General features: G+C 59.9%; 28 protein-coding genes. 13 read left to right on the plus strand and 15 right to left on the minus strand.

The features are described from left to right. Positions 1 to 35 precede the first annotated feature (35 nt). Positions 36 to 851, minus strand: a complete 816-nt coding sequence (locus LOZ77_RS11035) for a universal stress protein (RefSeq protein ID WP_158246583.1) — start codon at positions 849 to 851, stop codon at positions 36 to 38. A gap of 287 nt (positions 852 to 1,138) precedes the next feature. On the opposite strand from LOZ77_RS11035, the gene pgk reads away from it, so the two are divergent. Then, complete coding sequence (gene pgk / locus LOZ77_RS11040; RefSeq protein ID WP_047822117.1) at positions 1,139 to 2,338, plus strand: phosphoglycerate kinase; 1,200 nt, start codon at positions 1,139 to 1,141, stop codon at positions 2,336 to 2,338. A gap of 105 nt (positions 2,339 to 2,443) precedes the next feature. Next, positions 2,444 to 2,956, plus strand: a complete 513-nt coding sequence (gene petA / locus LOZ77_RS11045; protein ID WP_199797721.1) for a ubiquinol-cytochrome c reductase iron-sulfur subunit — start codon at positions 2,444 to 2,446, stop codon at positions 2,954 to 2,956. Positions 2,957 to 3,212: 256 nt separating this feature from the next. On the opposite strand, the gene LOZ77_RS11050 is transcribed toward petA, so the two are convergent. After that, positions 3,213 to 3,881, minus strand: coding sequence for a DUF6629 family protein (locus LOZ77_RS11050; RefSeq protein ID WP_088712504.1), 669 nt, complete (start codon positions 3,879 to 3,881; stop codon positions 3,213 to 3,215). A 365-nt stretch (positions 3,882 to 4,246) separates the two neighbouring features. Here LOZ77_RS11050 and LOZ77_RS11055 point away from each other — a divergent pair, with 365 nt between their 5' ends. The 3 genes from LOZ77_RS11055 to LOZ77_RS11065 all read left to right on the plus strand — a co-directional run bounded on the left by LOZ77_RS11055 (position 4,247) and on the right by LOZ77_RS11065 (position 6,907). Further along, positions 4,247 to 5,401 carry a site-specific integrase gene (locus LOZ77_RS11055; RefSeq protein ID WP_230279184.1) on the plus strand — a complete coding sequence of 385 codons (1,155 nt, stop codon included), beginning with the start codon at positions 4,247 to 4,249 and terminating at the stop codon, positions 5,399 to 5,401. Next, positions 5,398 to 6,084 (plus strand): integrase arm-type DNA-binding domain-containing protein, encoded by a 687-nt coding sequence (locus LOZ77_RS11060; RefSeq protein WP_230279185.1) that lies wholly within the window; start codon positions 5,398 to 5,400, stop codon positions 6,082 to 6,084. The genes LOZ77_RS11055 and LOZ77_RS11060 overlap by 4 nt, the downstream gene beginning before the upstream one ends. Positions 6,085 to 6,134: 50 nt before the next feature. Then, positions 6,135 to 6,907 (plus strand): IS5 family transposase gene (locus LOZ77_RS11065; protein WP_156170621.1). Its coding sequence is split into 2 segments (ribosomal slippage): positions 6,135 to 6,453 and positions 6,453 to 6,907, totalling 774 coding nucleotides; the frame shifts between segments, so codons are not numbered across the junction. Between the two features lie 87 nt (positions 6,908 to 6,994). Here the strand turns inward: LOZ77_RS11065 and LOZ77_RS11070 are convergent. Beyond that, positions 6,995 to 8,251, minus strand: coding sequence for an IS701 family transposase (locus LOZ77_RS11070; RefSeq protein WP_119592595.1), 1,257 nt, complete (start codon positions 8,249 to 8,251; stop codon positions 6,995 to 6,997). An 85-nt stretch (positions 8,252 to 8,336) separates the two neighbouring features. On the opposite strand from LOZ77_RS11070, the gene LOZ77_RS11075 reads away from it, so the two are divergent. From LOZ77_RS11075 to LOZ77_RS11090, 4 genes are all read left to right on the plus strand, one after another. After that, positions 8,337 to 8,885, plus strand: coding sequence for a site-specific integrase (locus tag LOZ77_RS11075; RefSeq protein ID WP_230279186.1), 549 nt, complete (start codon positions 8,337 to 8,339; stop codon positions 8,883 to 8,885). 120 nt (positions 8,886 to 9,005) lie between these two features. Beyond that, complete coding sequence (locus tag LOZ77_RS11080; RefSeq protein WP_146029798.1) at positions 9,006 to 9,197, plus strand: ribbon-helix-helix protein, CopG family; 192 nt, start codon at positions 9,006 to 9,008, stop codon at positions 9,195 to 9,197. Beyond that, a complete protein-coding gene (locus tag LOZ77_RS11085) occupies positions 9,194 to 10,333 on the plus strand; it encodes a DNA cytosine methyltransferase (RefSeq protein ID WP_230279188.1) in 1,140 nt (379 codons plus the stop codon). The genes LOZ77_RS11080 and LOZ77_RS11085 overlap by 4 nt, the downstream gene beginning before the upstream one ends. Positions 10,334 to 10,420: 87 nt before the next feature. Further along, entirely contained in the window at positions 10,421 to 11,839 is a 1,419-nt protein-coding gene (locus tag LOZ77_RS11090; RefSeq protein ID WP_230279189.1) for an ATP-dependent endonuclease, read from the plus strand. A 71-nt stretch (positions 11,840 to 11,910) separates the two neighbouring features. Here the strand turns inward: LOZ77_RS11090 and istB are convergent, their stop codons facing one another. The 3 genes from istB to LOZ77_RS11105 all read right to left on the minus strand — a co-directional run bounded on the left by istB (position 11,911) and on the right by LOZ77_RS11105 (position 15,069). After that, positions 11,911 to 12,678, minus strand: coding sequence for an IS21-like element helper ATPase IstB (istB, locus tag LOZ77_RS11095; protein ID WP_048578302.1), 768 nt, complete (start codon positions 12,676 to 12,678; stop codon positions 11,911 to 11,913). Beyond that, positions 12,675 to 14,165: an IS21 family transposase gene (istA, locus tag LOZ77_RS11100; RefSeq protein ID WP_081261070.1), complete on the minus strand. Its 1,491-nt coding sequence runs from the start codon at positions 14,163 to 14,165 to the stop codon at positions 12,675 to 12,677. The genes istB and istA overlap by 4 nt, the downstream gene beginning before the upstream one ends. A gap of 100 nt (positions 14,166 to 14,265) precedes the next feature. After that, positions 14,266 to 15,069, minus strand: a complete 804-nt coding sequence (locus LOZ77_RS11105; RefSeq protein WP_230279190.1) for a NotI family restriction endonuclease — start codon at positions 15,067 to 15,069, stop codon at positions 14,266 to 14,268. 506 nt (positions 15,070 to 15,575) lie between these two features. Between LOZ77_RS11105 and LOZ77_RS11110 the strand changes: the two genes are divergently transcribed. Further along, complete coding sequence (locus tag LOZ77_RS11110) at positions 15,576 to 16,484, plus strand: DMT family transporter (protein WP_047822741.1); 909 nt, start codon at positions 15,576 to 15,578, stop codon at positions 16,482 to 16,484. An 80-nt stretch (positions 16,485 to 16,564) separates the two neighbouring features. On the opposite strand, the gene LOZ77_RS11115 is transcribed toward LOZ77_RS11110, so the two are convergent. The 9 genes from LOZ77_RS11115 to LOZ77_RS11155 form a co-directional block, all read right to left on the minus strand. Next, on the minus strand, positions 16,565 to 17,893 hold the full coding sequence (locus tag LOZ77_RS11115; RefSeq protein WP_230279191.1) for a type II toxin-antitoxin system HipA family toxin: 1,329 nt from the start codon (positions 17,891 to 17,893) through the stop codon (positions 16,565 to 16,567). Then, complete coding sequence (locus LOZ77_RS11120) at positions 17,894 to 18,142, minus strand: helix-turn-helix domain-containing protein (protein WP_046904105.1); 249 nt, start codon at positions 18,140 to 18,142, stop codon at positions 17,894 to 17,896. Between the two features lie 195 nt (positions 18,143 to 18,337). Continuing rightward, positions 18,338 to 19,072, minus strand: coding sequence for a PepSY domain-containing protein (locus LOZ77_RS11125; RefSeq protein ID WP_103022909.1), 735 nt, complete (start codon positions 19,070 to 19,072; stop codon positions 18,338 to 18,340). A 23-nt stretch (positions 19,073 to 19,095) separates the two neighbouring features. Beyond that, positions 19,096 to 19,539 (minus strand): nuclear transport factor 2 family protein, encoded by a 444-nt coding sequence (locus tag LOZ77_RS11130; protein ID WP_230279193.1) that lies wholly within the window; start codon positions 19,537 to 19,539, stop codon positions 19,096 to 19,098. Between the two features lie 99 nt (positions 19,540 to 19,638). After that, positions 19,639 to 20,754, minus strand: a complete 1,116-nt coding sequence (locus tag LOZ77_RS11135) for a copper resistance protein B (RefSeq protein WP_046904107.1) — start codon at positions 20,752 to 20,754, stop codon at positions 19,639 to 19,641. After that, entirely contained in the window at positions 20,754 to 22,592 is a 1,839-nt protein-coding gene (locus LOZ77_RS11140) for a copper resistance system multicopper oxidase (RefSeq protein ID WP_230279194.1), read from the minus strand. Before LOZ77_RS11140 ends, LOZ77_RS11135 begins: the two co-directional genes overlap by 1 nt. A gap of 56 nt (positions 22,593 to 22,648) precedes the next feature. Further along, the gene (locus LOZ77_RS11145; RefSeq protein WP_047822753.1) at positions 22,649 to 23,209 is read right to left on the minus strand and encodes an RNA polymerase sigma factor; all 561 of its coding nucleotides are present in this window, start codon (positions 23,207 to 23,209) and stop codon (positions 22,649 to 22,651) included. 6 nt (positions 23,210 to 23,215) lie between these two features. Next, complete coding sequence (locus LOZ77_RS11150) at positions 23,216 to 23,650, minus strand: periplasmic heavy metal sensor (protein WP_047822755.1); 435 nt, start codon at positions 23,648 to 23,650, stop codon at positions 23,216 to 23,218. Between the two features lie 3 nt (positions 23,651 to 23,653). Then, positions 23,654 to 23,950: a hypothetical protein gene (locus LOZ77_RS11155; protein WP_046904111.1), complete on the minus strand. Its 297-nt coding sequence runs from the start codon at positions 23,948 to 23,950 to the stop codon at positions 23,654 to 23,656. A gap of 99 nt (positions 23,951 to 24,049) precedes the next feature. Between LOZ77_RS11155 and LOZ77_RS11160 the strand changes: the two genes are divergently transcribed. From LOZ77_RS11160 to LOZ77_RS11170, 3 genes are read left to right on the plus strand one after another with little or no spacing between them, the layout of a single operon-like run. Continuing rightward, complete coding sequence (locus tag LOZ77_RS11160; protein ID WP_053059237.1) at positions 24,050 to 24,724, plus strand: DUF2231 domain-containing protein; 675 nt, start codon at positions 24,050 to 24,052, stop codon at positions 24,722 to 24,724. After that, positions 24,725 to 25,411 carry a class I SAM-dependent methyltransferase gene (locus LOZ77_RS11165; protein WP_047822756.1) on the plus strand — a complete coding sequence of 229 codons (687 nt, stop codon included), beginning with the start codon at positions 24,725 to 24,727 and terminating at the stop codon, positions 25,409 to 25,411. It abuts the gene before it with no gap. Then, entirely contained in the window at positions 25,408 to 25,875 is a 468-nt protein-coding gene (locus LOZ77_RS11170) for a DUF411 domain-containing protein (RefSeq protein WP_046904113.1), read from the plus strand. The genes LOZ77_RS11165 and LOZ77_RS11170 overlap by 4 nt, the downstream gene beginning before the upstream one ends. The last annotated feature ends 34 nt before the right edge of the window (positions 25,876 to 25,909 follow it).

Genomic DNA, 25,909 nt, shown 5'->3' on the forward strand with positions numbered 1-25,909 from the left:
CAACACTAGCCTAGATCCCTTATGCCTATTCTGCTCTAGTGCGCGAGAATCATCGGGATCGGGCTGTGCAGGATCATCTCCCGGGTGACCCCACCGAGTATGGTTTCCCGGATACGCGAGTGCCCATAGGCGCCGAGCACGATGTAAGCCGCCCCAACATCGTTCGCCGCAGCCACCAACGCTTCAGAGATCGATGCATCTTCGGCGGGTTGCCGCCGGGTCTGCGCTTCGATGCCGTGTCGTGCAAGATATTGCGCAAGTTCGTCCGGCGACGAACCTTCTTTGTCCTCGCTGACGGTTACGATGTGGACCTCAGCAGCATCGCGCAAGAGTGATCGGCTCAAGCGAACGGCATGCCCGGCTTCGGCGGATCCATTCCACGCAATGATCGCATTCCCCCTGGGCGCGAACCGCTTTCCGCCGAGCGGTACGACGAGCGAAGGAGACTGGATATGAACGACAAGATCGGCGACGAGCGGCGCGGCTCGCGGCAGGACGGCATCTTTCTGCTCAGGCTGACTAATGACCACCAGATCGGCCAGCGTCGCGTGCGCAGCCAGCGCCTGTCCTGCGGAACCCTCGACGCGGCGCCATTCCCACTCAACGCCTTCTTGCGCCAGGCGGCTCTCGATCAATTGGCGATCTTCATTTTCCGCATCGCGAACCGATTGCAACGCTTCGGGCGAAATATAGCTTGCACCATACGGATCACCGATAAAAACATAGGAATTCCAGCTTGTGGCTTGCAGACAGATGAGGAGGCCCTTGTGATCTCGCACGAGATCGATCGCCGCAGCCAGGCGGCTGTCCTGTCCGGCGTCGCGATTGACGTGCAGCAGCACTGTTTTCATTTGTCTCATTCCCTTCCTGTAACCTTGCGAGCTTCGGCAAGCCGCCCGGCGCTCCGCTGGCGTGACGCATATCAGGCCACTCTTGGCAGATGCCTTGCGTTCGCCCCTGCTGGACCTGATCCAAAAGGACGCCGGAAGCCCGCGCGACTTACACTTTTCGGCGGCGCCTTTCGCTATCTCATTGCTGCTATGTAAGCCTTCGCGCGCCATTCCGTCCCTAATGGAGGGAAGCGCGCGCGGTTGAGCCGCGACTTCGCCCCATTCCTGCAGCAAGGAGCAATAGTCGCATGTCGGTTCCGCAAACCCTCGATGATCTGGGCGAAATCGCTGGCCAAATTGCGCTGGTCCGGGTCGACTTCAATGTACCAATCGGAAACGACGGCGCGGTCGGTGATGATACGCGCTTGCGAGCGAGCTTGCCAACGGTGATGGCGCTCAGAAGGCGCGGCGCGGTAATCCTTTTGCTCTCGCATCTTGGTCGTCCCAAAGGAAAACCGAACGCGGCATTCTCGCTCGCGCCGGTTGCCAAAACCTACAGCTCCCTGCTCGGAGACGAGGTTCATTTTCTCGAAGACTGGACTGGCCCGGGAGCGCAGCGCGCGGTTTCCGAGCTAGAGGCGGGCGATGTTGCCTTACTGGAAAACACCCGCTTCTACGCAGGCGAAGAAAGCAACGATCCCGAGCTTGCAAGCGCGATGGCCGACCTTGCGGATTTTTATGTCAACGATGCGTTCTCGGCCTCACACCGGGCGCATGCATCCACGGTGGGAGTGGCAAGACTGCTGCCGAGCTATATGGGCCGCGCCCTGGAAGACGAGATCGGGGCGTTGCAATCGGCGACCGGGCTCGGGCGGCGCCCTTCCACCGCGATTATCGGCGGCGCCAAGATCTCGAGCAAGCTCAACGTCCTCGAGCAGCTCAGCACGAAGGTGGATAACCTCATCATCGGCGGAGCGATGGCGAACACCTTTCTTGCCGCGCTGAACAAGCCAATCGGCAGATCGCTCGCCGAGCGGAACCTCGAGGATGCAGCGCTACGAATTCTGAAGAGTGCCAGTCAGGGAAAGTGCCAGATCCATCTGCCCCAGGACGTCATGGTAGGCAGGGAACTGACGCCGCATCCCCTTTCGCTGCGCACGGCCCTGGTCGAAGATGTCGCCGCCGATGAGATGATCCTTGATCTGGGGCCTCTCACTGTCGCGAAAACTCTGGACGTGCTGCGATCCTCGCAGCTGCTCATCTGGAATGGCCCGCTCGGTGCATTCGAGACGCCTCCTTTCGAGACATCGACTTTTGCGATCGCCCAGGCGGCCGCCGAGCTGACACGAAAGGGATCGCTGACCTCGCTTGCCGGTGGCGGTGACACAGTTGCGGCCCTCAACAACAGCGGTCTGACTGCGGACCTCACCCACGTGTCGACTGGAGGCGGCGCATTTCTCGAATGGGTAGCTGGCATCGCGCTGCCCGGTCTGCAGGTCCTTACCTGACTGGGCCTTGAGCGGTATCTGGGTTCGGCGATCTTCCAGCGGGATAGATGTCGAAACGGGACTGCGGCGAGCAACGGTGCTGACAAGGACGGCGGGACGGAAGGCGTGCGCCGGCGCGATTTTATCCATATCGCGCCCGTTGCGTTCGCGGGAACCGGTGCCGCAGCAGCCGTCTGGCCGCTTATCGACAGCATGAACCCATCGGCCGACGTGGTTGCACAAGCTACGATCGAAGTCGATTTGCAACCGATTGAGCCAGGTCAACGTATCACTGTGAGCTGGCGCGAGCAGCCGGTATTCATCGTGCGGCGCACAGCTGAAGAGATCGCGCGAGCCAGAGCCGACGATGCCTCTTCAGGGCTGATCGATCCAGAGACGGACGCTGCGCGCGTGCAGCGACCAGAGTGGCTTGTGGTGGTGGGCGTCTGCACGCATCTTGGCTGCATTCCGTTGGGACAGGGAGTGGGTGAAAATCGCGGAAGATATGGGGGATGGTTTTGTCCCTGCCACGGGTCAATATACGACAACTCCGGACGCGTGCGGAAAGGGCCGGCACCGAAGAACTTGGTCGTTCCGCAATACGTGATCAGCGACGATCTAAAGCTCTCGATCGGCTGATGAACTTGGGGGTGAGCCGGGCCGCCTCGAATGCGAGCAAGAAATGCACCGACGACATCGGGGAACTTCGGAACTATGCAAAGTGCCCCGCATGCCAGGCAATGCACTTACACCTTTAGAGAATGCCCACCGTCCGTAGCCCCTTTTTCTCCAGTCTGCCTGCGCTGGTGCCGAGACGAGCGCGGACCAGGCTGAAAACCCTGAGCATCAATCCCCTTCGGTGAAACCATAGCAGCCAGCTCACCCTTCTTAAAAACTAGCGCACCGGCTCGCCCATTGGGGGGGAGGGTGAGACGGCGGTGTCTCTACGCAGAAAGAACATCAGGACGATCACGCTCATCGCCGCGGCAAAGAAGCACCAGACCGATATGAACCAAGTGAGATAGAACGCGCCTGCCGCAAGAAAGGAGACGATTGCTCCGACCCCAAACCAGTTGACCCAGCGATGGCTGGATAGCAGCGGGCTGACACAGGTGCCCAAGACATACAGTGTCATAACGATGCCAACGTAGAAGTGGGGGGATTCGTAGTCGATATGACCGTCGCCGGCTGTCGCGACGATTGGCAAGCGGATAAGGAAATAGAGCAAGTAGAGCCCAACCAGGGTTCCGCCAATCGCCGTCGCCATGAGGGCCTTTCGGCGCCAGGCTACCCTCTCGAGCATATAAACCGCCACCGGGACATAGATCGGCCACAGAACATGCGAAAAGATCGAATAGAGATAGGTCAGAACTGTCTTCAGCACCGGCGCCTTGTCAGGAAATGTCAGCCAAAGTGCGCCCTCGATCAATTGCTGGACGCCAAACAGAATCGGAATCAGCGCGTAGGGTCTCTCGCCGCTGTTGCGCGCCATTCGCATTGTGAAGGCACCGGTTGCCAACAGCACGGTGCCGGCGGCGAAACTCGCTGTGGCGGAAAAACACATACAATCTAACCTCGCTGATTGGACGCCCGAATATTTCTTCGTGCACCCATATTACACACGGGCCAAGTACCAAGCTTGCCGTGCGCTGTAAGTATGATTTCAGCTCGACCATGGTCTCGCTCGCAAGTACGGACGTTTGTGCACCGCGAGGTTTACAAGGCCCAGGGGAAAAAACGGCACACCGTACGCAGTAGCACTGCTGTGTTTTGGGAAAAAGTGCAATAAAATCAGTGCGCGAAACGCTCAAAGTGCTCGGCAGAGAGGGCGCTGTTGAATGCCGTGCGGTCCCCGCAAATGACAGTATTTCCAAGGGTTCTGGGGGCAGTTTGCATGAGGGCGAATGCCATATGGTCCCCAAGCGTCGAATGTCTGCGCGCAGAGCGCTTCTCGATGGCAATTTTGCCCGCCGAGAACTGCCGCTGCGCGAACGCGAATACTGCATCTGGGACACTGAGCTTGCGGGCTTTGGATTGCGCGTAAGGCCGAGCGGCAACTACTTTTGGTTCGTTCGCTTACGCCATCGCGGGAAGCATCGCCGCATCACCCTTGGCCGGACCGACGAGCTTGAGGCGGGGCTGGCAAGGGCGCAGGCCCGCCGCATTCTTGCGGAAGCCGCGCTTGATGGTTTGCCCAAACGCGCAGTGGTCAAGGCCACCCCGACGATGACCGATTTCGTTGAGGCCTATTGGGATGATCTTTCGCGCGTCTGGAAGCCCTCGACCACCAAGCGGAACTGGGACGCTTGGCGGCTCACCATCAAGCCTACGTTTGGCGACACGCGCGTGGCGGACATCCTCCCACCAGACATCCACCGCTGGCGCGATGGATGCGCGGGAGAGAGCGAGGTGAAGTTCAACCGCGCCGTCCCCGTGCTCTCCGCGCTGTTCAAGTATGCCGAAGCGCTCAAGATGCGTCGGCCAGGTTCGAACCCCTGCCGAGGGATGCCACGATACAAGCGGCAAAGCGTCGAGCGCTATTTGACACCAGCCGAATATCGCCGGATCGGGGCAGCTTTGCGTGAGGCCGAGGCAGACCGACCGGCAGAGGTCGCAATCGCTCGCCTACTATTGTTTACCGGCGCACGCGTTGGTGAGATCAAGAATCTGCGCTGGGAGTGGGTGAAACCCCCACGACTTGTGCTGCCAGATAGCAAGACCGGCCCCAAGGTGATTTGGCTCAACACGCAGGCCCAGGATGTCCTTGCCGGGATCGAGCGGCGCGATGACAGCGCTCTCGTTTTTCCGAACCGGACCGGAAAATGTCCGCTGAACTTCGATACCTGGTGGTACAACTTCCGGCGGCGCTGCGCTTTGCCCGACGTTCGCATCCATGATCTGCGCCACAGCTTCGCCTCGACCGCGATCATGGACAACGTGCCGCTATCGACCATTGGCAAGCTGCTTGGCCACAAGCTGGTCGAGACGACCGCAAAATATGCTCACCTGTCCGATGACGTGATCGGCGAAGCCGCCGAGCGGGTTTCCGGCTCGCTGGCGCAAGCGATTGGCATCAGGCCATGACCGCCGCCAGTCTAAAGAAGATTGTCGAGGAGGCGCTTGCCGAGGTCGGGGCAACCGTAAACTTCAAGCTCGTTCCTAAAGGCAAGGCGCGGACCACGACCTGGCTTGGTGTCGAGCACGGCTTTGGCATCCGGCATTATCCGAGCGGTCGAAACGTCTACATTGTGCAGACCCGCATGGCAGGTCGTATGCGCACGGTGACAATCGGGCCTGCATCGGTCCTTACCCGCTACCAGGCGCAGATGGTTGCACGCCGCGTCATCGCATACGCGCAGGTCGGTCGCGATCCGGCGACCGAACGCCAGCGCATCCGCTCCGCTCCTAGCTTCGCCGACTTCGTGACCGAGTATTGGGGTCGCTGGGCACCACGCTGGAAAGCATCGACCCTGGATACGCACACCGGCTACCGACGCCGCTATATTGATGACGCCTTCGCTGGCGTCTACATTGACGAACTGAACGAGGGTTACGTCACCAGCTGGTTTGCGGACCTCAACAATCGGACCGGGCCGGGAGCATCGAACCGGACTTTCGAAATCCTCAAGCACATGCTGAACAAGGCAGAGGAATGGGGCTACCGGCTCGAAAATACCAATCCATGCCGTTCTGTTCGACCCAATCGCAAGCGCCAGTGCGAGCGCTTCCTTTCGAACGAAGAACTAGGCCGTAAACTCATAAACTGACTTGCGCGGCGCGGGCGCGGTTGATTCAAGGCTTCGGGAAGGAGCTTTGGATGACGCGTCGTAGATTTGAACTGACCGATGATGAGTGGCTGGTGATCGAGCCGTTGTTGCCGAACAAGCCTCGCGGGGTTCCGCGTGTGGATGACCGGCGGGTCATCGACGGGATATTGTGGCGCTTTCGCACGGGCAGTCCTTGGGCTGATATTCCCGAGCGCTATGGCCCACATACCACCTGCTACAACCGTTTCGTGCGCTGGCGCAAAGCCGGTGTGTGGGACCGCCTTCTCGAAGCGGTGAGCCAAGCCTTCGACGGCGAGTTGGTCATGATCGACAGTTCTTCCATCCGGGTCCACCAGCACGGTGCGACCCTAAAAAGGGGGACCCAAATCGCTGCATGGGACGTTCCCGGGGCGGTTTGACAACCAAGATCCATGCCCTGGTTGATGGTCGCGGCCTGCCGATCCAACTGCATCTGTCCGAAGGCCAGGCGAGCGATTGCCGTGAGGCCGAGAGGCTGCTGGCCGCCGTGCCGAACGCCACCACCTTTCTCGCCGATAAGGCTTATGACAGCGATGCCATTCGCAGTCAGATCACCGCGCAGGGTGGCTTCGCCAACATCCCAGTCAAGCGCAATCGTCGCAAAGGCTTCGCGTTCAGCAGCTTCCTGTATCGCTACCGTAATCTGGTCGAGCGTTTCTTCGGGAAACTCAAAAACGCCAGAGGCTTGGCCACCAGATACGACAAACGAAGCGATAACTTCCTCGCTGCCATCAAGCTCTTCTGCACACGCCTATGGATCGCCGCTAATGAGTCTACGCCCTAGCACTACTTTGGCAGATTTTTTGGTGTCGGGTCAGATATGCAGCGACCGCAGTGCGGGCATGGCCGATCCGGTGGCTTGGAGAAGCGGTCAATGATGGCCTGTCTGATCGCTGGTAAGCTCGGCTGTGGAGGCGGACCGGCAGTCCTTTTTTTCCCCCTTGGCCTGCTTGAGGCGCTGGGTCTGCAAGAAGGCCAGGGCGATCATGGACATCAGCGCGTGTCGGTGCAGCCCCTTCCATGATCTACCCTCGAAGTGATCGAGGCCGAGTTCTTCCTTGAGTTGCTGATGCCCCTGCTCACAGACCCAGCGGGCCTTGATGGCGCCGGCAAGCTGCCTGATTGGCGTGCTGGCAGGCAGGTTGGAGAGGTAGTATTTGCGCTCGCCAGTCGAGCGATGCTCCCCGACCAACCACACCTCCTCGCCGGGCAGATGTTGCGCACCCATGTCCCGGATGCGCTGGGGCGGACCATCGGCGACACGCACGCGAACGGCAGCGAACCGCGCCGAGAGTGGCCCTTTGGTACCGCGCCGCCAACTCACCTTGCGCCACCTTGCCATCTCCAGCATTGCCTTGGCGGATATCGATTTCGCGTCGGGGATGGCGTTCTTGCGAGGGCGACCTCTTCCAGCGATCGGGAAGATCATCCCAACATCGGCGGGGTAGACCTTCTGTCTGAAAGGTATGCCCACCGCCCATGCAAGCCCGCGCTCACTCAGCCCCTGTCGGAACGGTGCGGACATGCCATAGCCCGCATCCGCCAGGACACAGCCGAAACGAACACCCGCAGCGCCGACCCGATCGATCTCAGCGAGCGCGATCTCGGGCTTGGTCCTGTAGGGGCAGCAATCGAGAGGAACTCCAGTCCGTTCCAGGCGGGCCACGTCTCCGGTCCAGCTCTCGGGCAGGAACAGGCGCAGGCCGACCATGATGGGGACTTCGCCAGATGCCAGCGTCACCGACACCAGCGTCTGGCAGTTGGCATTCTTGCCCAGTGCCGACGCATATTGCGGCGCCACGCCGACGGAATGGCGCCCCTTCTTGGGCAGCGCCGTGTCGTCGATGATCAGCCAGGCCTTCTCGCCGCCTACCTGCCGGTCGGCCTCGGCGAGCAGAGCTGCCTCCAGCGGTGCTTCGTCCCACACGCCGCTGGCGATGAAATGATGCAGCCGATCGTAGCTGACATCATCTGTCCGGGCGGCCATCGGCTGTATGCTTTTGCGATCCCCCGGGCCGATCAGTCCCGCGATATACGCCGGACACATCCGGCCACGCGTCTTGTGTCGCAACGCCGCTACAAACGGTGCCAACCACTCGTCCAGTTCGCCACGCCAATCCGTATCCATCGCCAGCCCCTTCGAAAAGCTGGCTCCCTATGAATCACTGGAATCCCACCTTGGGAATCCCAAAAATCAGATTTCTGCCAAAGTAGTGCTAGCCCGTCTGGGTGCCGAGCTGGCGAAGCTGCGATCATCGGACGACCGCACTAAGCAGTGTGTGGGCGCGGCTATCACGCTCCTGCTGCTGACCGGCTGTCGGAAGAGCGAAATCCTCACGCTCGAATGGAGCGATATCAAGGGCAATCGCCTGCACCTGCGCGACAGCAAGACCGGCCCACGAACGGTCTGGCTCGGATCGGCAGCCCGCGAAGTGATCGCCGGGCTGCCACGCTTCGAGAGGGTTCCATACCCGTTCTGGAATTACAGCTACCGCAAGCCACTTCGCTGTGTGAACGGATTCTGGCGCAGGCTCAGAGACGAAGCAGGATTACCCGGCGTTCGCATCCACGACCTGCGCCACACCTTCGCGAGTCACGCGGCGATGAACAAAGAGACATTGCCGATGATCGGACGTCTCCTCGGGCACGCCAATGTTCAGACCACGGCCCGGTATGCGCACTTGGACGACAGGCATTTGCTCGAAGCGGCACAGCAGATCGGGGATGCGGTGGGCGCCCTTATGGACACGCACAGGTGTTAGCGCGCTAGAATATGTGGATAGCGCAGCAAAGTGCAGCACTATGCTGTATTCCGCTCCACCTTGCCAAGCTATCACGAAGACGGTACTGGGCTGGAACGTAAAGAGAACAAAGGGGCTACGATGGCTGACAAGATTCAAAGAATTTCGGTCAATCTGACTCCCAAGGAGGATGCTGAGCTTCGTCAATATGCTGACCGACTCCAAGTCTCTTGCTCTTGGGTGGCTCGGCAAGCGATCGTTCAATATCTCGAAGAACACGCTGGCCCACAAAGTGAGCTTCCGTTGGCCCGAACGACGGGAGGCGCGAAATGACCTCTGAACTCACGGCGATCGACTTGTTTTGTGGTGCGGGGGGCCTTTCCGAAGGACTCCGCCAAGCTGGTTTCCATGTGCTTGCTGGCAACGATTTCGATGAAGCAGCCGGGGCGACTTATGCTCGAACGCACAAGGAAGCACGCTTCCTCAAAGGACCGATTCAGAACCTAACCGTGGAAGACTTCTTGCGCGCGGCTCGATTGAAGCCCGGTCAGTTGAGCGTGCTCGCCGGAGGCCCACCGTGTCAGGCTTACAGTGTCTACAACCATCAACGAGGAATGCACGACGAGAGGAGCTTCCTGTTCAAGGAATACCTGCGCCTTGTTGATGGGTTGGCCCCCGAATGGGTAATCATGGAAAACGTCATGGGGCTGCTCTCGACCGGACAGGGTGCAGCAGTGCGAGCAATCACCGAGGGCTTCAAGTCACTTGGCTATGACATTGCATTCAAAGTTCTCAAAGCCGAGGAATATGGTGTGCCGCAGGAGAGACGCCGCGTCGTCTTCATCGGCAATCGCATGGGAAAGCCTATCAACTTCCCGTCTGTGACGCACGGCCCTGAGTTGGAACCGCTAACAACCGTTTTCGATGCGATCTCCGATCTGCCAAGATTGAAGAACGGTGAGGCATGGCTCAATTCTCATTATGCCTCTGAACCAAGGTCAAGCTACCAAACTGAAATGTGGCGTGGGACGCCTGGCGTTCTCAATCATGCCGCCCCGCGCTTGGCGAAGGTCAATGAGCAGCGGATGCGTCATATTCCGCCGGGAGGGAGCTGGCGAGACATTCCAATAGAGTTGCTACCAGCAGGCATGAAGAAGGCACGGCGCTGCGATCACACCAAGCGATACGGACGGCTGGAATGGCATGGGTTGTCTTCGACAATCCTCACAAAGTGTGACATCCACTGGGGAGCATATATCCACCCAGACGATGATCGTTCTTTGACCGTGCGCGAGGCCGCCCGATTTCAGTCGTTCCCTGACTGGTTCGAGTTCGAAGGAAGTAGAACTGAGCAGTTCGTCCAAGTTGGGAATGCAGTGCCCCCACTTCTTGGGCGCGCGTTGGGCGAAGAAATTAAGAAAAGTATCTTGGGGCAGGCTGCCAAGCGTCGGCTTCGGGTCGCGGCTTAGCCACCCGCCTCAGTTCGATCTCATAAGATTGCCAAAAGGAGCCAGGGGCCTAAGGTCTCTGGCTTCTGACTTTTGCAGTAAGATCCAATGATTATTTCAAAGCTTAAAATTGATAATTTTCGCGGCATCACGGCGCTCGAAATCGATTTCGATCAGACGACGGTCGTTTTTGGTTCGAATAACACCGGCAAGTCGACAGTTCTGGCAGCTATACAAATGGTCCTAGGCAGGGCCGTGGGGCGCCGGTCAGCTGCTTTCTCGGAATATGATTTTCATTTGGACCAAGATGGCCAACCGACAGACGCGGCGCCGATTAAGATCGAGCTGACTTTCAAGGAAACTGAACCTGATGATTGGTCTGACGCGATGGTTCAGCAACTTGGACCAGTGGTGGGTATCGGAGGCGACGGTCTCCAAATTGTTACATTGCGCCTTAGTGGCCGGTACGACGAGGCAATCGGTTCGTTCGTCTCAGCATTTGATTTCCTAAACCCGAACGGCGATCCCCTGCCAGCTAATGCCTCCGCCCTGCGGCGCATTCAGCAGATTGTCCCTGCTTTTTATCTTGCGGCGCTCAGAGATGCGGCTCGCGAGTTTCGATCAAACGGGGCTTTTTGGGGACCCTTCGTCAAATCGCTAAAGATTGATCCCGATATAAGGGAAGAGATTGAAGCTGAAATTGCACAACTCAATCAGAGGGTTCTCGATGCACATACTGGCTTTGATGCCGTAAAGGCACGGCTTGGGCAATCTGCTCAGTTGGTGCCTCTTGGCGGAGCTGACGATCCTGTCAGCATCGATGCGTTACCCAGCCGAGTATTTGACATACTCGCGAGAACTCAAGTTTTGCTCTCAGGGGTATCAGGTGCGCGCCTTCCCCTCGCGCAGCACGGTGAGGGAACTCAGAGCTTGGCTGTAATTTGTCTTTTCGATGCATTTCTCGATGCTCGCCTGGTTGGTGAGTATGGCGAGGACGCTGTCCCCATCTTGACCCTAGAGGAGCCGGAAGCGCATCTGCACCCATCGGCGGTGCGTGCGGTCGGTCAGCTGATCTCCCGGTTGGGAGGGCAAAAAATCATCACTACCCATTCCGGAGACTTGCTTGCTTCCGTTCCATTGAAAAGCTTGCGGCGTCTGCGACGGGTCGGAAATGAGATCGACGTCTTCAAGATTGAGGACGGCATGATCGATGAGCCCACATTGAGTCGCTTGGACCATCAGATTCGACGTCTCCGTGGCTCCATACTTTTTGCACGGGTGTGGCTGTTGGTGGAGGGTGAAACCGATGAGGTCATTATCCAGGAGGCAGCACGTGTTGCAGGTATTGATCTCTTCGCCGCCGGCGTAGGTTGCTTCAAGTTTACCGAGCTCGGTATTGAACCGTATATTCGTTTGGCTGACGCCCTTGGAATTCACTGGATTTGCGTCTCAGACGGAGATCCAGCGGGTCATGTCAACGGCGGCGTAAAAGTCGTCCATTGGGCGGAGCAAAACCAGGCCACTTGATCCGGGTGTTGGCGAGCGCCGGGAGGGCGTAGCCCGAGCGGGGGTCGCCAACACCCGGATTGCCGTTTCTGTCAGGGGTTGGGACGTGCTTTGCGTGCCTGGCTCTGGGCCAGGCGATAGCTCTCGCCGTTCATCTCGAGGATGCTGACGTGGTGGGTGAGCCGGTCGAGGAGCGCGCCTGTCAGGCGCTCGGAACCGAACGTCTCGGTCCATTCGTCGAACGGCAGGTTGCTGGTGATCAGCGTCGAGCCGCGTTCGTAGCGCTGTGAGATCAGCTCGAACAGCAGTTCCGCGCCGGTTTTGGAGAGGGGCACGAACCCCAGCTCATCGATGATGAGAAGCTTATAGCCGGTCATCTGCTTGTGTAAGCGCAGTAGGCGGCGTTCGTCGCGTGCCTCCATCATCTCGCTGACCAGCGCGGAAGCAGTGATGAACCCGACCGTCAGGCCCTTCTGGCAGGCCGCCAGGCCAAGACCGATCGCGACATGGGTCTTGCCGGTCCCCGACGGGCCAAGGGCGATGACGTTCTCGCGACGGGTAATCCAGTCACAACGCGCCAGTTCGAGCACCTGCATCTTGTTGAGCTTCGGAATGGCGGCAAAGTCGAAGCTGTCGAGGCTCTTGGCGGCCGGGAACCGCGCGGCCTTGATCCGGCGCTCGACCATCCGGCGTTCCCGGTCGATCAGTTCCAGTTCGACAAGCCGAGCAAGGTAGCGGACATGATCTACGCCCTCTGCTGCGCATTGCCGGGCCAGCTTGTCATGCTCGCGCAGGAAGGTTGGCAGCTTGAGCGTCTTGAGGTGGCTGGCGAGCAGCAGTTCGGGAGCTTGGCTGCTCATGCCGCTGCTCCGCCGGTCAACAGCCGCATGTACGAGCGCGCCGATGTTGTCTCCACTCTGGCCCTGGGCAGGTAGGGATAGATCGCCATGTCCAGTCGGGGCGGGCGGCGCTCCACCCGGCATAACAGGAGATGCTTCACCGCATCGAAGCCGATCGCGCCCATATCAAGGGCCTGCTTCACCGCGCCATGCAGATCGGCCAGAGCGAAGCTCTCCAGCAGGCGCAGTACCTGCACATATTCGCGCCGGCCATGCTTGCCCATGCGCGTCTCCATCAGCCGGCGCAGCGTTGTAAATACCTCGGGCAGGTCCCAGCCCTGCAATGGTGCGGCCTGATCGAGGGCATTGATCTTCTGTTCGATCAGGGGAAGGTAATGGATCGGATCGAAGATCACATCCTCGCGCTCGTAGCTGCGCACATGGCGGGCAATGATCTCGCCCCGGCAACCGATCACCACCTCGTCGACATAGCCCCTGATCCACACCTCCTGGTGGCCGAAGCGCACCGGCACCGAGTAATCGTTGGTCCGGTAACGCACCAGCGCCTGCGATGAGACCTGGCCGCTGGTCTGGTCACAGGCCTCGAAGGGGGAAGCCGGCAGTTCCTGCATCGCCGCCAGATCGCGCCGCAGCCTCTCGCCAATCGTCTCACTCTCGCCCCGCAGCCGGTCGTTCTGCCGTTTGCGGCATTGCTCCTCGAGCCACAGGTTGAACGCCTCCCATGTCGGGAACCGGGGGATCGGCACCATGAAGTTGCGCCGGCAATAGCCGACAAGGCCTTCAACGCCGCCCTTATCGTTACCCTTGCCGGGGCGGCCGTAACGATCACGGATCAGGTAGTGCGACAGGAAGGCGCTGAACAGCCTCGCGCGCAGCCGCGTCCCGTCAGGCAGGATCTTCGAGACCAGGCAGCGGTCGTTGTCGTAGACGATCGACAGCGGCACCGCGCCGAAGAACGCAAAGGCGTGGACATGGCCGTCCATCCAGGCCTCGGCAACGGCAGCCGGATAGGCGCGTACGTAGCAGGCGTCGCTGTGCGGCAGATCGAGCACGAAGAAGTGCGCCTTCTGCTCCACCCCGCCGATCTCGACCAGAGCTTCTCCAAAATCTGCCTGCCCATGGCCGGGTGCGTGTGCCAGCGGCACGAACATCTCCCGGCTGCGCTGATCCCGATCCCGGATGTAATCCTTGATGATCGTGTAGCCTCCGGTGAAGCCATGCTCTTCGCGAAGGCGATCGAACACACGCTTCGCCGTATGGCGCTGCTTGCGCGGGACCGACCGGTCCCCATCCAGCCAGCCGTCGATGATCGGTATGAACGCTTCCAGCTTCGGTCGCCGCACCGGGGCGCTGCGACGGTAACCGGGCGGCTCGGAATACGACAGCATCTTGCGGACCGTGTCGCGCGATATGTTGAAATGCTTCGCTGCCGCCCGGGCGCTCATGCCGCCCGCGCAGGCAAGACGAACCTTCAGGTAAAGTTCCACGGTGTAAATCCCTCATCCCTCCTCGCCAGCATCGCGAAAAGGGAAAAAGTGGACGACTTTTACGCCGCCCGCAGCAGCACTTCGCCGCCGCTACCGTGGTCTAATTTTGCACCGCCGTTCTCACCAATGGTCGTTGCATCGTTGAGGGATCTACATCGCCAAGTTGGTAGGACCTGAAAGAAAGGGTACCTGGACCTACTGGATACTCGTGCAGGTTATTGCCCAATCTGTCTCTGATCTTTTGATAGACCTGCTCCGGGCAGACGAAAAACAGGCCTTTGGAGCACCGCGCCTCTCGACGCAGGACATGTCCCTTGTAGATCAGCTGAGGAAGAATGCGCTTGTTCACATTCTCCCAATTCATGCCAGACTTACTCCAGCCATCGAAGGTCTCTCCAGCGAAATAGGCGTCTGATTGATCCCTATAATTGCCCGTCGTGTCTATCGTTTGAACCTCCACGGCGGTAAATTCTTGGAGCTCGCCATCGGCATCGATGCGGGCCAATATCCAGTCAACGTAATATGCGCCACTCTTCGCCCCATCGGCTCGTTTAGGGCGAGGAAGGGGGAGTTCGCCTCCCCATCCTTTTCCAAAGGCAATGACCTCAGAACCGGTCAGCGACTCCGATCCTTTTCTTGCCCTTCCTTCAGCGGCGGTAATGAGTTCGATCTGCTGGCCGAAGACTTCGGCGGCTACTTCACGAAGCACGCGATAGTTCTCCGCATACAGACGATTTGGACAGCAGATTATTGGTTCACTTGTCGTCTGCCGAACGGAGCAGGCGCCGTGGTTTGGCTTAATGCAGGGGCTAACCGTGTAGGGGCATTGCTTTCCGGAAATGTATCCTGACGCAAGTGGCGAGAGTGGTGGAAATCCAAAAAACTCAACAATCTTCAGTGCCATCGCGCGGGTCCCCTCTGCAGACCCTTATCGCAAGATTTCGCGGCGCGAAAGGCGCGGGAATTTCGTTCGTCGCGTGTGGGTGAGGTCGCGGAGAAATTGCTCAACCACGGACCGAGTTGATTGCATGCTCGTGAATGCTATTTGGTCCCCATTCCGGAACAATGAGCAAAATCCAGGGCCAATCCGGAACAAAAGCTCTCTATAAGATGCGGCGCTCGGTTGTCGCGCGCCGCCGCCTATCCCACTTGAAATTCAACAATTTTCGGCGGGATTCTTTCAGGCAAATTTCCTGGTCACTAACGCGCACTTGAGAATGGGCTTGACCCAGCACACCGTACGCAGCGGTAGCTGCATAGGATGGCAAAAAAGCGCGAAGTAACAGAAGCATCGCTAGTCCGAAGGGGCGAGCAATCAGGTGGTAGCCAAGGCGCAGGAGTATCCCGTCGCTGGACCTGCGCATCCCACCATTGTGGGCACCGGGATGGAAGGCTATCGCTTAACCTACTATGCCAGCGCGTCTTTCCGCAATCTTTGTGATGCTTCTTTGGGCGTCCTGCTATCCGCTCATAACGGTCGGTCTCGATAGCGCGCCCCATCTCACCTTCGCCGTGCTGCGCGCGGTTCTTGCAGGCACCACGTTACTGGCGGTCGGTATCATTCTAAGAAAGCCCTTTCCGCGCGATGGAAGCATCTGGGGATGGATCATTCTTGCCGGTCTCGGCATGACGGGGCTGGGTTACTACGGGATGTTCCATGCTGCGGAGTTCGTTTCGCCCGGCCTTGCAACCGTCATCGCCAACAGCCAACCCCTCATCGCGGCAGGCCTTGCCTTTCTTTTTCTCCGTGAGCGCCTGTCTTCCAAGGGCTGGATCGGGTTATGGCTCGGCTTTGCGGGAATCCTCATCATTGCTGGCCCGCGAATTCTCCAAGGTCCGCTGGCGCTCTCAACCGGCTTTGCATATGTGCTGCTTGCGGCCTTCGGCGTTGCCGTGGGCAACATCGCCATCAAGAAGCTCTCGGGGCGCGCCGACGCAGCGATCGCCATGGGCCTTCAACTCCTCATCGGCGCTGTCCCGCTCGCGTTTCTGGCTTTGCTTACCGAAGATCAGGGCCAAATCGACTGGTCGCCGGTTTTCATCGCGAGCCTGCTTGGGTTGGCGATCCCAGGTACAGCCCTCGCATTCTGGCTGTGGCAATATACGCTCGGCAAAATCGAACTCTCGAAGGCTAATGTATTCAGCTTCCTGGTGCCCGTTTTCGGTTTAACGATCGGCGCTGCCTTCTTCGGTGAAAGGCTTACACCCCTGATCATCATGGGCACAGCAATTGCAACCGCGGGCGTATGGCTGACGACCATAAAGTCATCGAGTGACGTTCAGCCGAAAGCGAAAGGAGCGAGGGACGGGCGCGCATAAGGGATGCTCTTCGTGAAAAAATCAGGTGGCGATGGGCTGCAGCAAAGGGCGGGCGATGACTTCGTTGGCGGATGCTAAAGCTAAAACTCCTCAAGCGCGCTCGAAAGCCTGGGCAAACGCGTCGCCAGGGCCGCAGCTATGCAGTCATGAACAGGTTCGGCGAAGTCCACCGGCATCGCTTCGCGCGCTACCGTCGGCGCATCACGTGCGCGGTCCATCAGTTCGTTGATGGCTGCACGCATGAGGCCTTTGCCAAGCCCCGCTGACTTGCCCGACTGGACAAAATGCCGACCGGTCACCTCGTTCAGCCGGTAGTGACGGTTGGTGCCTGCGGACATCGCGAGCCGGAACCTGTTCTGCGCAATCTGGTCGGAGTCGACGGCCGGTTGGGCCGAGAGCACATCGTAGAAGGGGGTCAGGCTGTAGCGTCCGCCGGGCTTCAGGAAGATACTGAAATTCTTGGCGTGCCAGTCCGTTGCACCAATGAGCCAGAAGAGGATCTGGCTCTTGAAAAAGGCGGCTGCGTCGGCTTGCGGATCGTCAGCACCGCGCAACAGGCCGAAGATATCCTTCATGTTCGGGCCGCCATCGCTCTGATATTTGTGCGTGGGCGGATAGCCGAGTGCTTGGCAGCAGTCCTCTTGCGGCAGACGCAGGATTTGCTTGGCGTTGCGCCAGTGCCTGTCGAACCGTTCGACGACGAGAACTCGGCGCTGGCCGACGGTCGCGATCTCTGTCGCTGCGACCGACAGGCCGAACGCCTTCATCAGCGTCATGCAATAGTGCTCGTTGTCGACGCTGTTCGACATGTCGATCATCCCGTCGGCGATGGGTATCTGTCCAAGTTGCGGCTTCAGGATGTGAGTTGTCGGGGTCACACCGGCCGGTCGGTGCCATTTCCCATCGATTCGAAGCAGGGCCGTCTTCTCCTGCGCGCCGGCAACCGAGATCCTGAATTCCTGTTTCCGATCGACGCCAAGTGGAGCCCGTGCGAGATCGGCGAGAAGGGCCTCGACTTCGGTGTCGCTGACCGGTTCGCTTTCGATGTCGGTACTCTGCGCCTGATCTGCGCCTTCGGGCAGGAACTGCATGGCACCGACGCAGTCGCGTCCGATGGCTTCGAGTAGGCTGTAGAAGTCGGTGCCCTGAGCGCCCATGCGCTCGGCTACGCGGCGGCGTACTGCATCCCTGTCCGGGAGAAGATTGTCGAACACGGCGATGACCGGAGCGCCACGATAGGCCGCCGGGGTCAGAGGCAGCGAGAGCGACGCTGCGAAGCGGTGCTCCCAGGCCAGCCACTCTTCGGAATACCGGAAACTGATTGCACCGCTCGCCGCCTTTTCGAGGCGGCCGACCTGCCTGCCGTTGATAAGTACATCGAGGGGCGCATGGGTCTTTTTGCGCGCCATTTAGAAGACGTCCTCAATTGAGGCGCCGTCCTGCTGACGCGGCACGATCTGAAGATCGAGGCCGAGGACTGCGATGACACTGATGAGCGTGTCGAGCTTTGTTCCTTCGCTTCCGTTCTCTATTGCCGAGATGGTTTTCTGCTGCGTCCCGGCGAGTCTGGCGAGCTCGGTTTGGGTCAGGCCCTTGCCGAGGCGATGGGTCTGGATCACGGCTCCGAGTTGACTGGGAAGCCTGACGATCTGGCGCATAGCATACCTCCACGCTCCACTATACCGCCAAGGGTATAAAATGGCAATATACCTTTTGGGGAATAAATCGCCCTTATTCCCTGGGGGGTATGCTGCATCCGATCGCCACGAGAGATCCATCAATGGTGCCGGCCAGGCGAACCTCGCGTAGGAGAGAGGCGTCTTGAACAGGATGATCCGACCCGTGTCGGCGAGTCAGGAACCGGACTTTCGTTTCCCCCTAAGCCATCCGATCCTTGGTAGCCTGTTGGCCAGCAGAACAAATCCCGAAAGGGCAATGAACGTACCTGCGATACCAAACAGGAGAAGCCACCAGCTGTTGATGCGGTCGCGCTGTGTCCAGTCCATGATGTGAAGGCCCCAGATGAAATCGAAGAGCCGCCAGGTATCGCTTCGCGCTGACAGGACCGTTCCGCTCGAGGCGTCGATATAGACGCGCGTCGCGTCGCGATCGTCATAGGTGATCTGCCAGGCCGGGAAGGGGCCCCTGAATTCGGTCCCGACGTCGCGTTCGACAAGCCGCGCGCCGGCGACCGAAGTCTCCGGGCCTATCCAGGCGCGGCGAGCGATCGCGCGCGCTGTCGCGGCCGAAATGGGGGACAACAAGCGTCCGCTATGCGGATCATGCAGCGTGACGCCGCCATCCGCTCGCCGCACTTCGGTCACCACCTTGCCGTCGAGAGCACGTGTGGCAACCGAAACCACATCATCTTGCCTTTCCAGCCATTCGGGTAACTCGGCCCCGGCAGGCAATATTTGCGCAGCGCGGGACACGATATGCTCCGAGCGTACCTCCTCCAGATCGAGAAAGGACATCAAGGCACCGGTGCCCATCCACAGCAGAACTTGCGCCCCGATCAGGAGCGCCAACCACTTGTGGAGCTTGCTGCTAAAGACATGCAAGCGCAGTTTGAGGGACCGCGAGGCCAACTGTCTCGCCGCTCCGTAGCGGGTCAGGGCCGCCGCGGCGCGCGCGAGGAGGAGTGGTACTGCACGATCTTCCAGCCCGATTCATCGTGCGAAAGGACCGAGGTCGCGACCCCGTCACGCTCGATCACGCGCCCGTCCTCGAGCTCGATCCGGTAGCCGTAGGTTTCGTAGCCATAGGCCATATGGCCCTTACGGGTCATCGTCAGCGTCGGGTCGGTGAAAGTAAAGCTCGTGATCGCATCGAGCTCGGGTCCGAGATGGTGCTCCATGTAATTGGCGAAACTCCCCTCGGACTTGCCGTTCTCGAAGATCGCGGAGGCTTCCGCGAACAGGGCCGACATGCCTTCGGCATCGCGCGACACCAATGCGGCGCGATAAGCCTCGAGAATATCTTCAGCGCCCGACACATCTTCGCTGGCCGAACCTGTCTTGTCGGAATGATGTGTCCCATGTCCGGAATGGTCCATGTCCTGCGCCGCAGCCGGCACTGGCGCCGCAGCAATAGCTAGCGCAACTACCGGCACTCGCAATAAAGTGTTCATCATGTCAGTTTCTTCTCCCTTGACCTAAAACCAGAACCTCACGCCGACGACGTAGTTCGTTACGCTGGGGTCCTCGCCGTCGGCCCTTGCGAAATCGCGGCTGTTGCCGATCTTCCATTCCTGGTCGATGCCGATATAGGGCGCGAATTCGCGCGCGAATTCGTAGCGCAGGCGAATGCCGACCTCGATCGTATCGATCCCCGAGCCGATCCCGAGTTCGGGAATGTCCTGTGCTGACAGCGCGATTTCGGCGCGCGGCTGCACGATCAGACGCTGTGTGATGAACTGATCGATTTCACCTTCAATTCGTGCGGTAAGATCGCCCTTGTTCGACAGAAATGCTGCTGCATCGACCTCGAACTCATAGGGAACGAGCCCTTGGATGCCCACAACCGCATGGGTGCGTTCAGGCCCAGTAAAATCCTGACGCACGCCCGCCTGAAAATCGAAGAAAGGCGCAATGGCACGGCTCCAAAGCGCCTGCACTTCGGCGCTTTCAATGGTCTCGCCGAAGCTGCCTTCGCCTTCGGATTTGAACCAGAACTTGTTGTAGTCACCGCCATAATAACCCTGGACGTCCCACAAATAGCCGTCGTCGCCCTCGCGCAGGCGGTATTCGAGCCGGTCACCCTGAAACCAGAATACCGGCGTTCCGCTCACTTCCTTGGTGACGGCCGCCCGAGACGCAGCCATTTCCTCTGCGCCGACAAAGGCATCGGCGGCAAAGGCGGGGCCCTGTAGCGCTTCAGGCGGGGGAGGGCCTTCCGGGATCGCCATATGGTCGGCGGATGCTCCATGGCCCATCGCGGAATGATCCATTTGCGACATGCCGCCCTCATCCTCCTTGCCGGTCATGGGCATCGCGCCATGCTGGGCTGCCCCATGATCCATGTTCGAATGATCCATAACCTCCGGGTTCTCAACCTCCTCCTGAGGATGCTGCGTCCGGGAGTGATCCATCTGAGGTTGATCCGGCGCATGGTGATCGTGCGCCTCGCTCGCAGCCTCGTCGTCTTGAGCAGCTTGCCCGGCCTGGCTCTGCGGTTCGGCAGCCTGCGTGCCGTGATCATGCTGCTGTGCCCAGACTGCGCTCGGAAGTGCCAGCAGGGGGAGGGCGATCATCATGGTCGCGCGCTTCATTAGCCTTCTCCTCCCTCGAGCGGTCGGACAGTCACCACCTGAAACATTCCGTTATGCATGTGGTAAAAGAGGTGACAGTGAAAGGCCCAGTCGCCCCGTTCATTGGCGGTGAGGTCAAATTGCGCGCTGCCGCCTGGCTGGACCGTCAGCGTATGTTTGAGCGGCTGACGGTCGGCCGGAGCCCCGTTCACGAGTTCGAAGAAGTGTCCGTGCAAATGGATCGGATGCGCCATCATGGTGTTGTTGATCAGCTTGACGCGCACGCGCTCGTTATAAGCAAATTGAATCGGCTCGGTGATCTCGTCGAACTTCTTCCCATCGAACGACCACATATACCGCTCCATGTTGCCGGTAAGATGGATCGTCTTGAGCCGGCTCGGACGCCGGTTGTCGGTATTGGGCTTTGCGGCGACGAGCTGGTTGTAGTTGAGCACGCGGTGGCTCACATCGTCGAGCCCGAGGCCAGGAAAATCCATCCGGTCGATAGGGTTCATGGCAACCGAGTCGATCCCTGGACCAACTTTCACATTGGGTGGAAGCAGTGATGTGTCGCGCATGTTCATGCCCGACATTCCGGCCATCCCCGCCATGCCAGCCATTTCTGCGTCGCCGCTGGAACCATGATCCATTCCGGTCATGCTGGCCGCGCCTTGATCCATGCCCGCCGCGGCACCGGCCGAAGCTGCACCGTGCCCCGCATGCCCCTCTCCAGCAGCGCCTGCGCTATCGCCGTGCCCGGCCATGCCCATATCGGTCATGGTGAGAAGCGGCGGTTTGCGCAGAGGCGGGACGCTGGTCCGGGCGCCGGGGCGACTGGCAAGTGTCGCCACGCCCATGCCCGAGCGATCAATCGCCTCGGCGACGAGCGAATAGGCCTCGCCGCGCGGCTCGACGATCACGTCGTAGGTTTCAGCAACACCGATCTGGAACTCGTCGGTCTCGACCGGCTGTACGTTTTGGCCATCGGCCTGAACCACGGTCATCGGCAGGCCAGGGATGCGGATATTGAAATAGGTCATCGCGGCGCCGTTGATAAAGCGCAGGCGGACCCTCTCTCCCGGCTGGAAAAGGTATTCGAGATCGTCTTCCGGCCCGTGACCATTGATGAGGAAGGTGTAGGTCGCGCCGCTCACGTCGGAGATGTCGGTCGGCATCATCCGCATGCGCGCCCACATTCGGCGCTCTTCGCCGCTCATGTCGTAGTCGTCGGTCCAGGTGGTTTTGCCATAGTTGAAGTAGCCCTCGGCGACCTTGAGTTTCTTCATGATCGAATAGGGACTCATGGTCGACCAGTCGGACAGCATGACAACATAGTCGCGGTCGTATTCATATGGTTCGGGCTCGATCGGGTCGACGATCAGGGGGCCGTAATGGCCAAGCGGCTCCTGCAGCGTATGCGCGTGCCACCAATAGGTGCCCGACTGGCGGATGGGAAACTGGTAACGATAGGTATCGCCCGGCTCAACAGCCGCCATGCTCACCCCGGGTACACCGTCCATAAGGAAGGGTACGAGCAATCCGTGCCAGTGAATGGAAGTGCCATGCGAACTCCGATTGAGGAGGTCGACCGTCAGGTTCTGGCCTTCCTTGAGGCGCACCAAGGGACCTGGGATCGTGCCATTCACGGCAACACCCGGCCCGCGGCGCGAGCCAGTGGTGAAGGTCGTGTCGGCGACGCTCATTGTAAGATGTTCGCCGGACAGAACGTCGCTCCCGCGGCGCGCGATCGTGCCATCGAGACCTCCGCGTGCCCACGCGGGCATTGCACCGGCAAGGCCAAGCATTCCGACCCCGCTTGCGCTAGACCCCAGAAATTTACGGCGATTGATCGCGACCATCGAAAGCTCCTGTATGAACGATACACCCTCAACTACGAAGGGCCCGGTTCTACCCCTCAAAAATTTTCCAGGCGGTCGCGCAATTTTTGCCGGGCACGATAGATGCGGGTCTCGATTGCCTTTTCCGACACGCCGAGAAGTTCGGCGGCTTCCGCCTGGCTGCGTCCGTCGATACTGACCAATATGAGCGCTTCGCGAAGACGGATCGGAAGACGCTCGATTTGCTCCAGGAGCATTCGCAATTCCTGGCGCTGCATCGCGATCTCTTGCGGATCGGGGCTGTCGTCAACAATCGCCAGTGTTTCAGATTCCGCGCCCAATCCGAAAAAGCGCGCCGTTTTGCGTTTGCGCAGCCTGTCGCGGCATTTGTTGAGCACGACTGTTGTCAAAAAAGGGCCAACAGGACGGTCCGGGTCGAGGCGGTGCCGGGCGACCCAGACCGAAGCAAGCCCGTCCTGAACAGCGTCTTCGGCCTGATGCGGAGACGCAAGCATGCGTGTCGCCAAAGCAATAAGCCGCGCTATATGGGGTTCGACCAGCGTCCCATATGCTGCCTTGCTGCCCCTGCGGGCATCTTCGACCAGGGCGGTCTCGGACCGGCTTTGCGCCTGCGTCACGGAAGCCTAATTACGCGAATTGCTGGTGAGCGCCTCGGAGACCTTCCGATCGAACAGGCGCTGCTGCTCGGGCTCGAGTGTCTCGCGCATGTCGAAGACGTGTTGGACCGTGGCTTTCTGCAATTCGCCCATCCGTCCATGCACATCGTCAATCGCCGCGCTCACTTCGGGGCCATATTCGTGCTCGTCGGCCATCGCCCGAGCGAGCCTCGCATTTGCCGCGCGCAGCGATGACTCAAGTTCAGCACGCTCGACGGCGAAGCGGGCTTCCAGGGTCTCGAGGCGCGCGTTCTGGTCTTCGGTCAAAACCAGTTCCTCGTGCACGAACTGGTGCAGGCTGCCATTGTCTTCGTGGCTGAGCCAGCGATCAGCCGCGATCGCCCCCAAACATCCCGCGAGCCCGGCAAGAAGAACGGCAAGCAGGAGGCGTCCGTTCGTCAAAGTCTAGCTCCCGACATGCAGGAGAGCGGCGGGAGAAAGGTGCTCGTTCGACGCAAAATCATTATAGGCGGAACTCGCAGTTGAGCCCTGATTGTAGGGCATGATGGTCGTGCCGAAGCCTGCTCCAAGGCCGATGACGAACAGGCTGCAAAAGAGCGCGGCACGCCGGCGGCGATCGGCAACCTCGCCAAGCTGTCCGGCGCGCTGCCAGACACCATCCATGAAGTCTGACGGGTCATGCACAATATCATGCGCGGCCAGCTGTTTGAGCGAAGCATCGAGGGAAGGATAATCTGACATAGGCAACCTCTAACTATTGTAACTCCTTTACGCCACAGCCCGCCGAAGCCCTCAAAAAAATATTTGAGGGGTATGATATTCTCGCGCGTATCAAGGCATATGAGCATATTCACCCGCCTTGGCCTCGCCGCCCTCTTCGCAGCCTTTCTGCTTTCGGCACCCTTGCACGCGCATGAAGGGCATCAGGACAATATGTCCGACGCTGAAATGCTGGCGATGGAGGAGGGTATGGCCATGCCGGACGACGCCCATGCCGGCGAGCTTGCGCCGCCCGGGGAAGAGATGGACAGGCCGAACGCGCAGCAGTCCATGTCGCCTGAAGACATGATGCAGCAGAAAATCACGGAAAACCGCCTGACCTCGGCAGAGGACCTTCTGTCGCGCCTTCATCCGGTCGCGGCGCATTTCCCGATTGCGCTTCTCCTCGTCGCCGCACTCGCCGAACTCGCCTTGATGGTGCGCCCGACCTTGGGGCTTGAGACGACGATCCGGTTTCTCGTAGCCGGCGGCGCGATCGGGGCGGTCGTTGCGGCTTTGCTCGGATGGTTTGCGGGTGGATGGCGACTGCTGGACCGGTCGGAAAATCTCGCCATTCACCGCTGGAACGGCACGACGATTGCCATATTGAGCCTCCTCGCCTGGTGGGTTGCTGCGCGCGGAAAGGGGAGAGGCGCGCTGCGCCTGCTTCTGGCGCTGATCGCTGCGGCGCTCATCGTACAAGGCTATTTCGGCGGGGAGATGGTGCACGGGCCCAATCATATGGGCATCATGTAGGTGGGACGGGTAGCCGCTCCTCAAGGCGACCGAGCCTTCACGCCAGCCCTTGCCAAAGCCTGGCTGACCCCGGTCTATGACCTCACCAACGCCTTGTTTACGCGTGAGCGGACATGGCGGCGCGCGGTTGTCCGCGCCGCCAATCTTGCGCCCGGCGATCATCTTATCGATGTTGGGTGCGGAACCGGCACCTTGCTTCGCGATCTCATGATCAGCTGTCCGCAGGCGGGTCTCGCCGGCGTTGAGCCCGATCCGGCAGCACTGGCCATCGCGCGTCGCAAGTTTGGCGCCGGGGCGGATCTGATCCGTTGGCACAATGGCTTTCTCGATACCCTCGACCTGACCGCGCGATGGCAGCCGAACAAGATCGTCAGCAGCCTCGTCTTTCATCAGGTTCCGCTGGGTGAAAAGCGGGCAATCCTGGAGCAGATGCACGATCTGCTCCAGCCCGGAGGCATGGTGCTGATTGCCGACTATATGGCTCAGGACTCCGCCCTTATGCGCAAGCTTTTCCGCGCCACGGTGCAGCAGCTCGACGGTGTCGAAGACACGCAGCCCAATGCCGACGGTATCCTGGAGCGGCAGCTTGCCGAAATTTTCACCGACGCCGAAAGGCTTCACGTCTTCCCGACCGCCACCGGAGCGATATCGCTCTGGCACGGCTACAAGAAAGGTCCCCATACATGACCCGCACGTTTGCGCGAAAGCGCTTTCGCAACTCGTTCGCCGCAACAGCCCTCCTGGTAATTGCCGCCTGTTCGAACGTTGCCCAGGCGGCCACCTACACGATGTATCGCGATCCCGGCTGCGGCTGCTGCCTCAAATGGGCCAACCATTTCGAGAACGGCATGGACGCCGAGGTTGCGACTGTCGACACCACTGACATGGGTTCGGTGAAAGCCGACAAGGGCGTACCTTCCGATCTGTGGTCGTGCCATACGATGGTGATCGAGGGATATGTCATCGAAGGTCACGTCCCGGCAGAAGCAATCTCAAAATTGCTGCGCGAGCGCCCGGCAGGCGTTTCCGGACTTGCCGTTCCCGGCATGCCGCTGGGCTCACCTGGCATGGAATACGAGAACCGTGTGCAACCCTATGACGTCATCGCCTTTGGGCCCGGCGGCCGTACGGTTTTCGCAAGTTACCCCTGAACGGGCAAGAAAACGCCCCCAACTTTTGGAGAAT

The organism is Croceicoccus sp. Ery15 (assembly GCF_020985305.1).
In the GTDB taxonomy this organism is placed as follows: Bacteria; Pseudomonadota; Alphaproteobacteria; order Sphingomonadales; family Sphingomonadaceae; genus Croceicoccus.

Excerpts from the sequence above, each read along its gene's own strand:
- LOZ77_RS11035 (WP_158246583.1), bottom strand. The coding sequence starts at position 851 with ATGAAAACAGTGCTGCTGCACGTCAATCGCGACGCCGGACAGGACAGC.
- pgk (WP_047822117.1), top strand. The coding sequence starts at position 1,139 with ATGTCGGTTCCGCAAACCCTCGATGATCTGGGCGAAATCGCTGGCCAA.
- LOZ77_RS11050 (WP_088712504.1), bottom strand. The coding sequence starts at position 3,881 with ATGTGTTTTTCCGCCACAGCGAGTTTCGCCGCCGGCACCGTGCTGTTG.
- LOZ77_RS11055 (WP_230279184.1), top strand. The coding sequence starts at position 4,247 with ATGTCTGCGCGCAGAGCGCTTCTCGATGGCAATTTTGCCCGCCGAGAA.
- LOZ77_RS11060 (WP_230279185.1), top strand. The coding sequence starts at position 5,398 with ATGACCGCCGCCAGTCTAAAGAAGATTGTCGAGGAGGCGCTTGCCGAG.
- LOZ77_RS11070 (WP_119592595.1), bottom strand. The coding sequence starts at position 8,251 with ATGGATACGGATTGGCGTGGCGAACTGGACGAGTGGTTGGCACCGTTT.
- LOZ77_RS11080 (WP_146029798.1), top strand. The coding sequence starts at position 9,006 with ATGGCTGACAAGATTCAAAGAATTTCGGTCAATCTGACTCCCAAGGAG.
- LOZ77_RS11085 (WP_230279188.1), top strand. The coding sequence starts at position 9,194 with ATGACCTCTGAACTCACGGCGATCGACTTGTTTTGTGGTGCGGGGGGC.
- LOZ77_RS11090 (WP_230279189.1), top strand. The coding sequence starts at position 10,421 with ATGATTATTTCAAAGCTTAAAATTGATAATTTTCGCGGCATCACGGCG.
- istB (WP_048578302.1), bottom strand. The coding sequence starts at position 12,678 with ATGAGCAGCCAAGCTCCCGAACTGCTGCTCGCCAGCCACCTCAAGACG.
- LOZ77_RS11105 (WP_230279190.1), bottom strand. The coding sequence starts at position 15,069 with ATGGCACTGAAGATTGTTGAGTTTTTTGGATTTCCACCACTCTCGCCA.
- LOZ77_RS11110 (WP_047822741.1), top strand. The coding sequence starts at position 15,576 with ATGCCAGCGCGTCTTTCCGCAATCTTTGTGATGCTTCTTTGGGCGTCC.
- LOZ77_RS11115 (WP_230279191.1), bottom strand. The coding sequence starts at position 17,893 with ATGGCGCGCAAAAAGACCCATGCGCCCCTCGATGTACTTATCAACGGC.
- LOZ77_RS11120 (WP_046904105.1), bottom strand. The coding sequence starts at position 18,142 with ATGCGCCAGATCGTCAGGCTTCCCAGTCAACTCGGAGCCGTGATCCAG.
- LOZ77_RS11130 (WP_230279193.1), bottom strand. The coding sequence starts at position 19,539 with ATGGACCATTCCGGACATGGGACACATCATTCCGACAAGACAGGTTCG.
- LOZ77_RS11135 (WP_046904107.1), bottom strand. The coding sequence starts at position 20,754 with ATGAAGCGCGCGACCATGATGATCGCCCTCCCCCTGCTGGCACTTCCG.
- LOZ77_RS11140 (WP_230279194.1), bottom strand. The coding sequence starts at position 22,592 with ATGGTCGCGATCAATCGCCGTAAATTTCTGGGGTCTAGCGCAAGCGGG.
- LOZ77_RS11155 (WP_046904111.1), bottom strand. The coding sequence starts at position 23,950 with ATGTCAGATTATCCTTCCCTCGATGCTTCGCTCAAACAGCTGGCCGCG.
- LOZ77_RS11160 (WP_053059237.1), top strand. The coding sequence starts at position 24,050 with ATGAGCATATTCACCCGCCTTGGCCTCGCCGCCCTCTTCGCAGCCTTT.
- LOZ77_RS11170 (WP_046904113.1), top strand. The coding sequence starts at position 25,408 with ATGACCCGCACGTTTGCGCGAAAGCGCTTTCGCAACTCGTTCGCCGCA.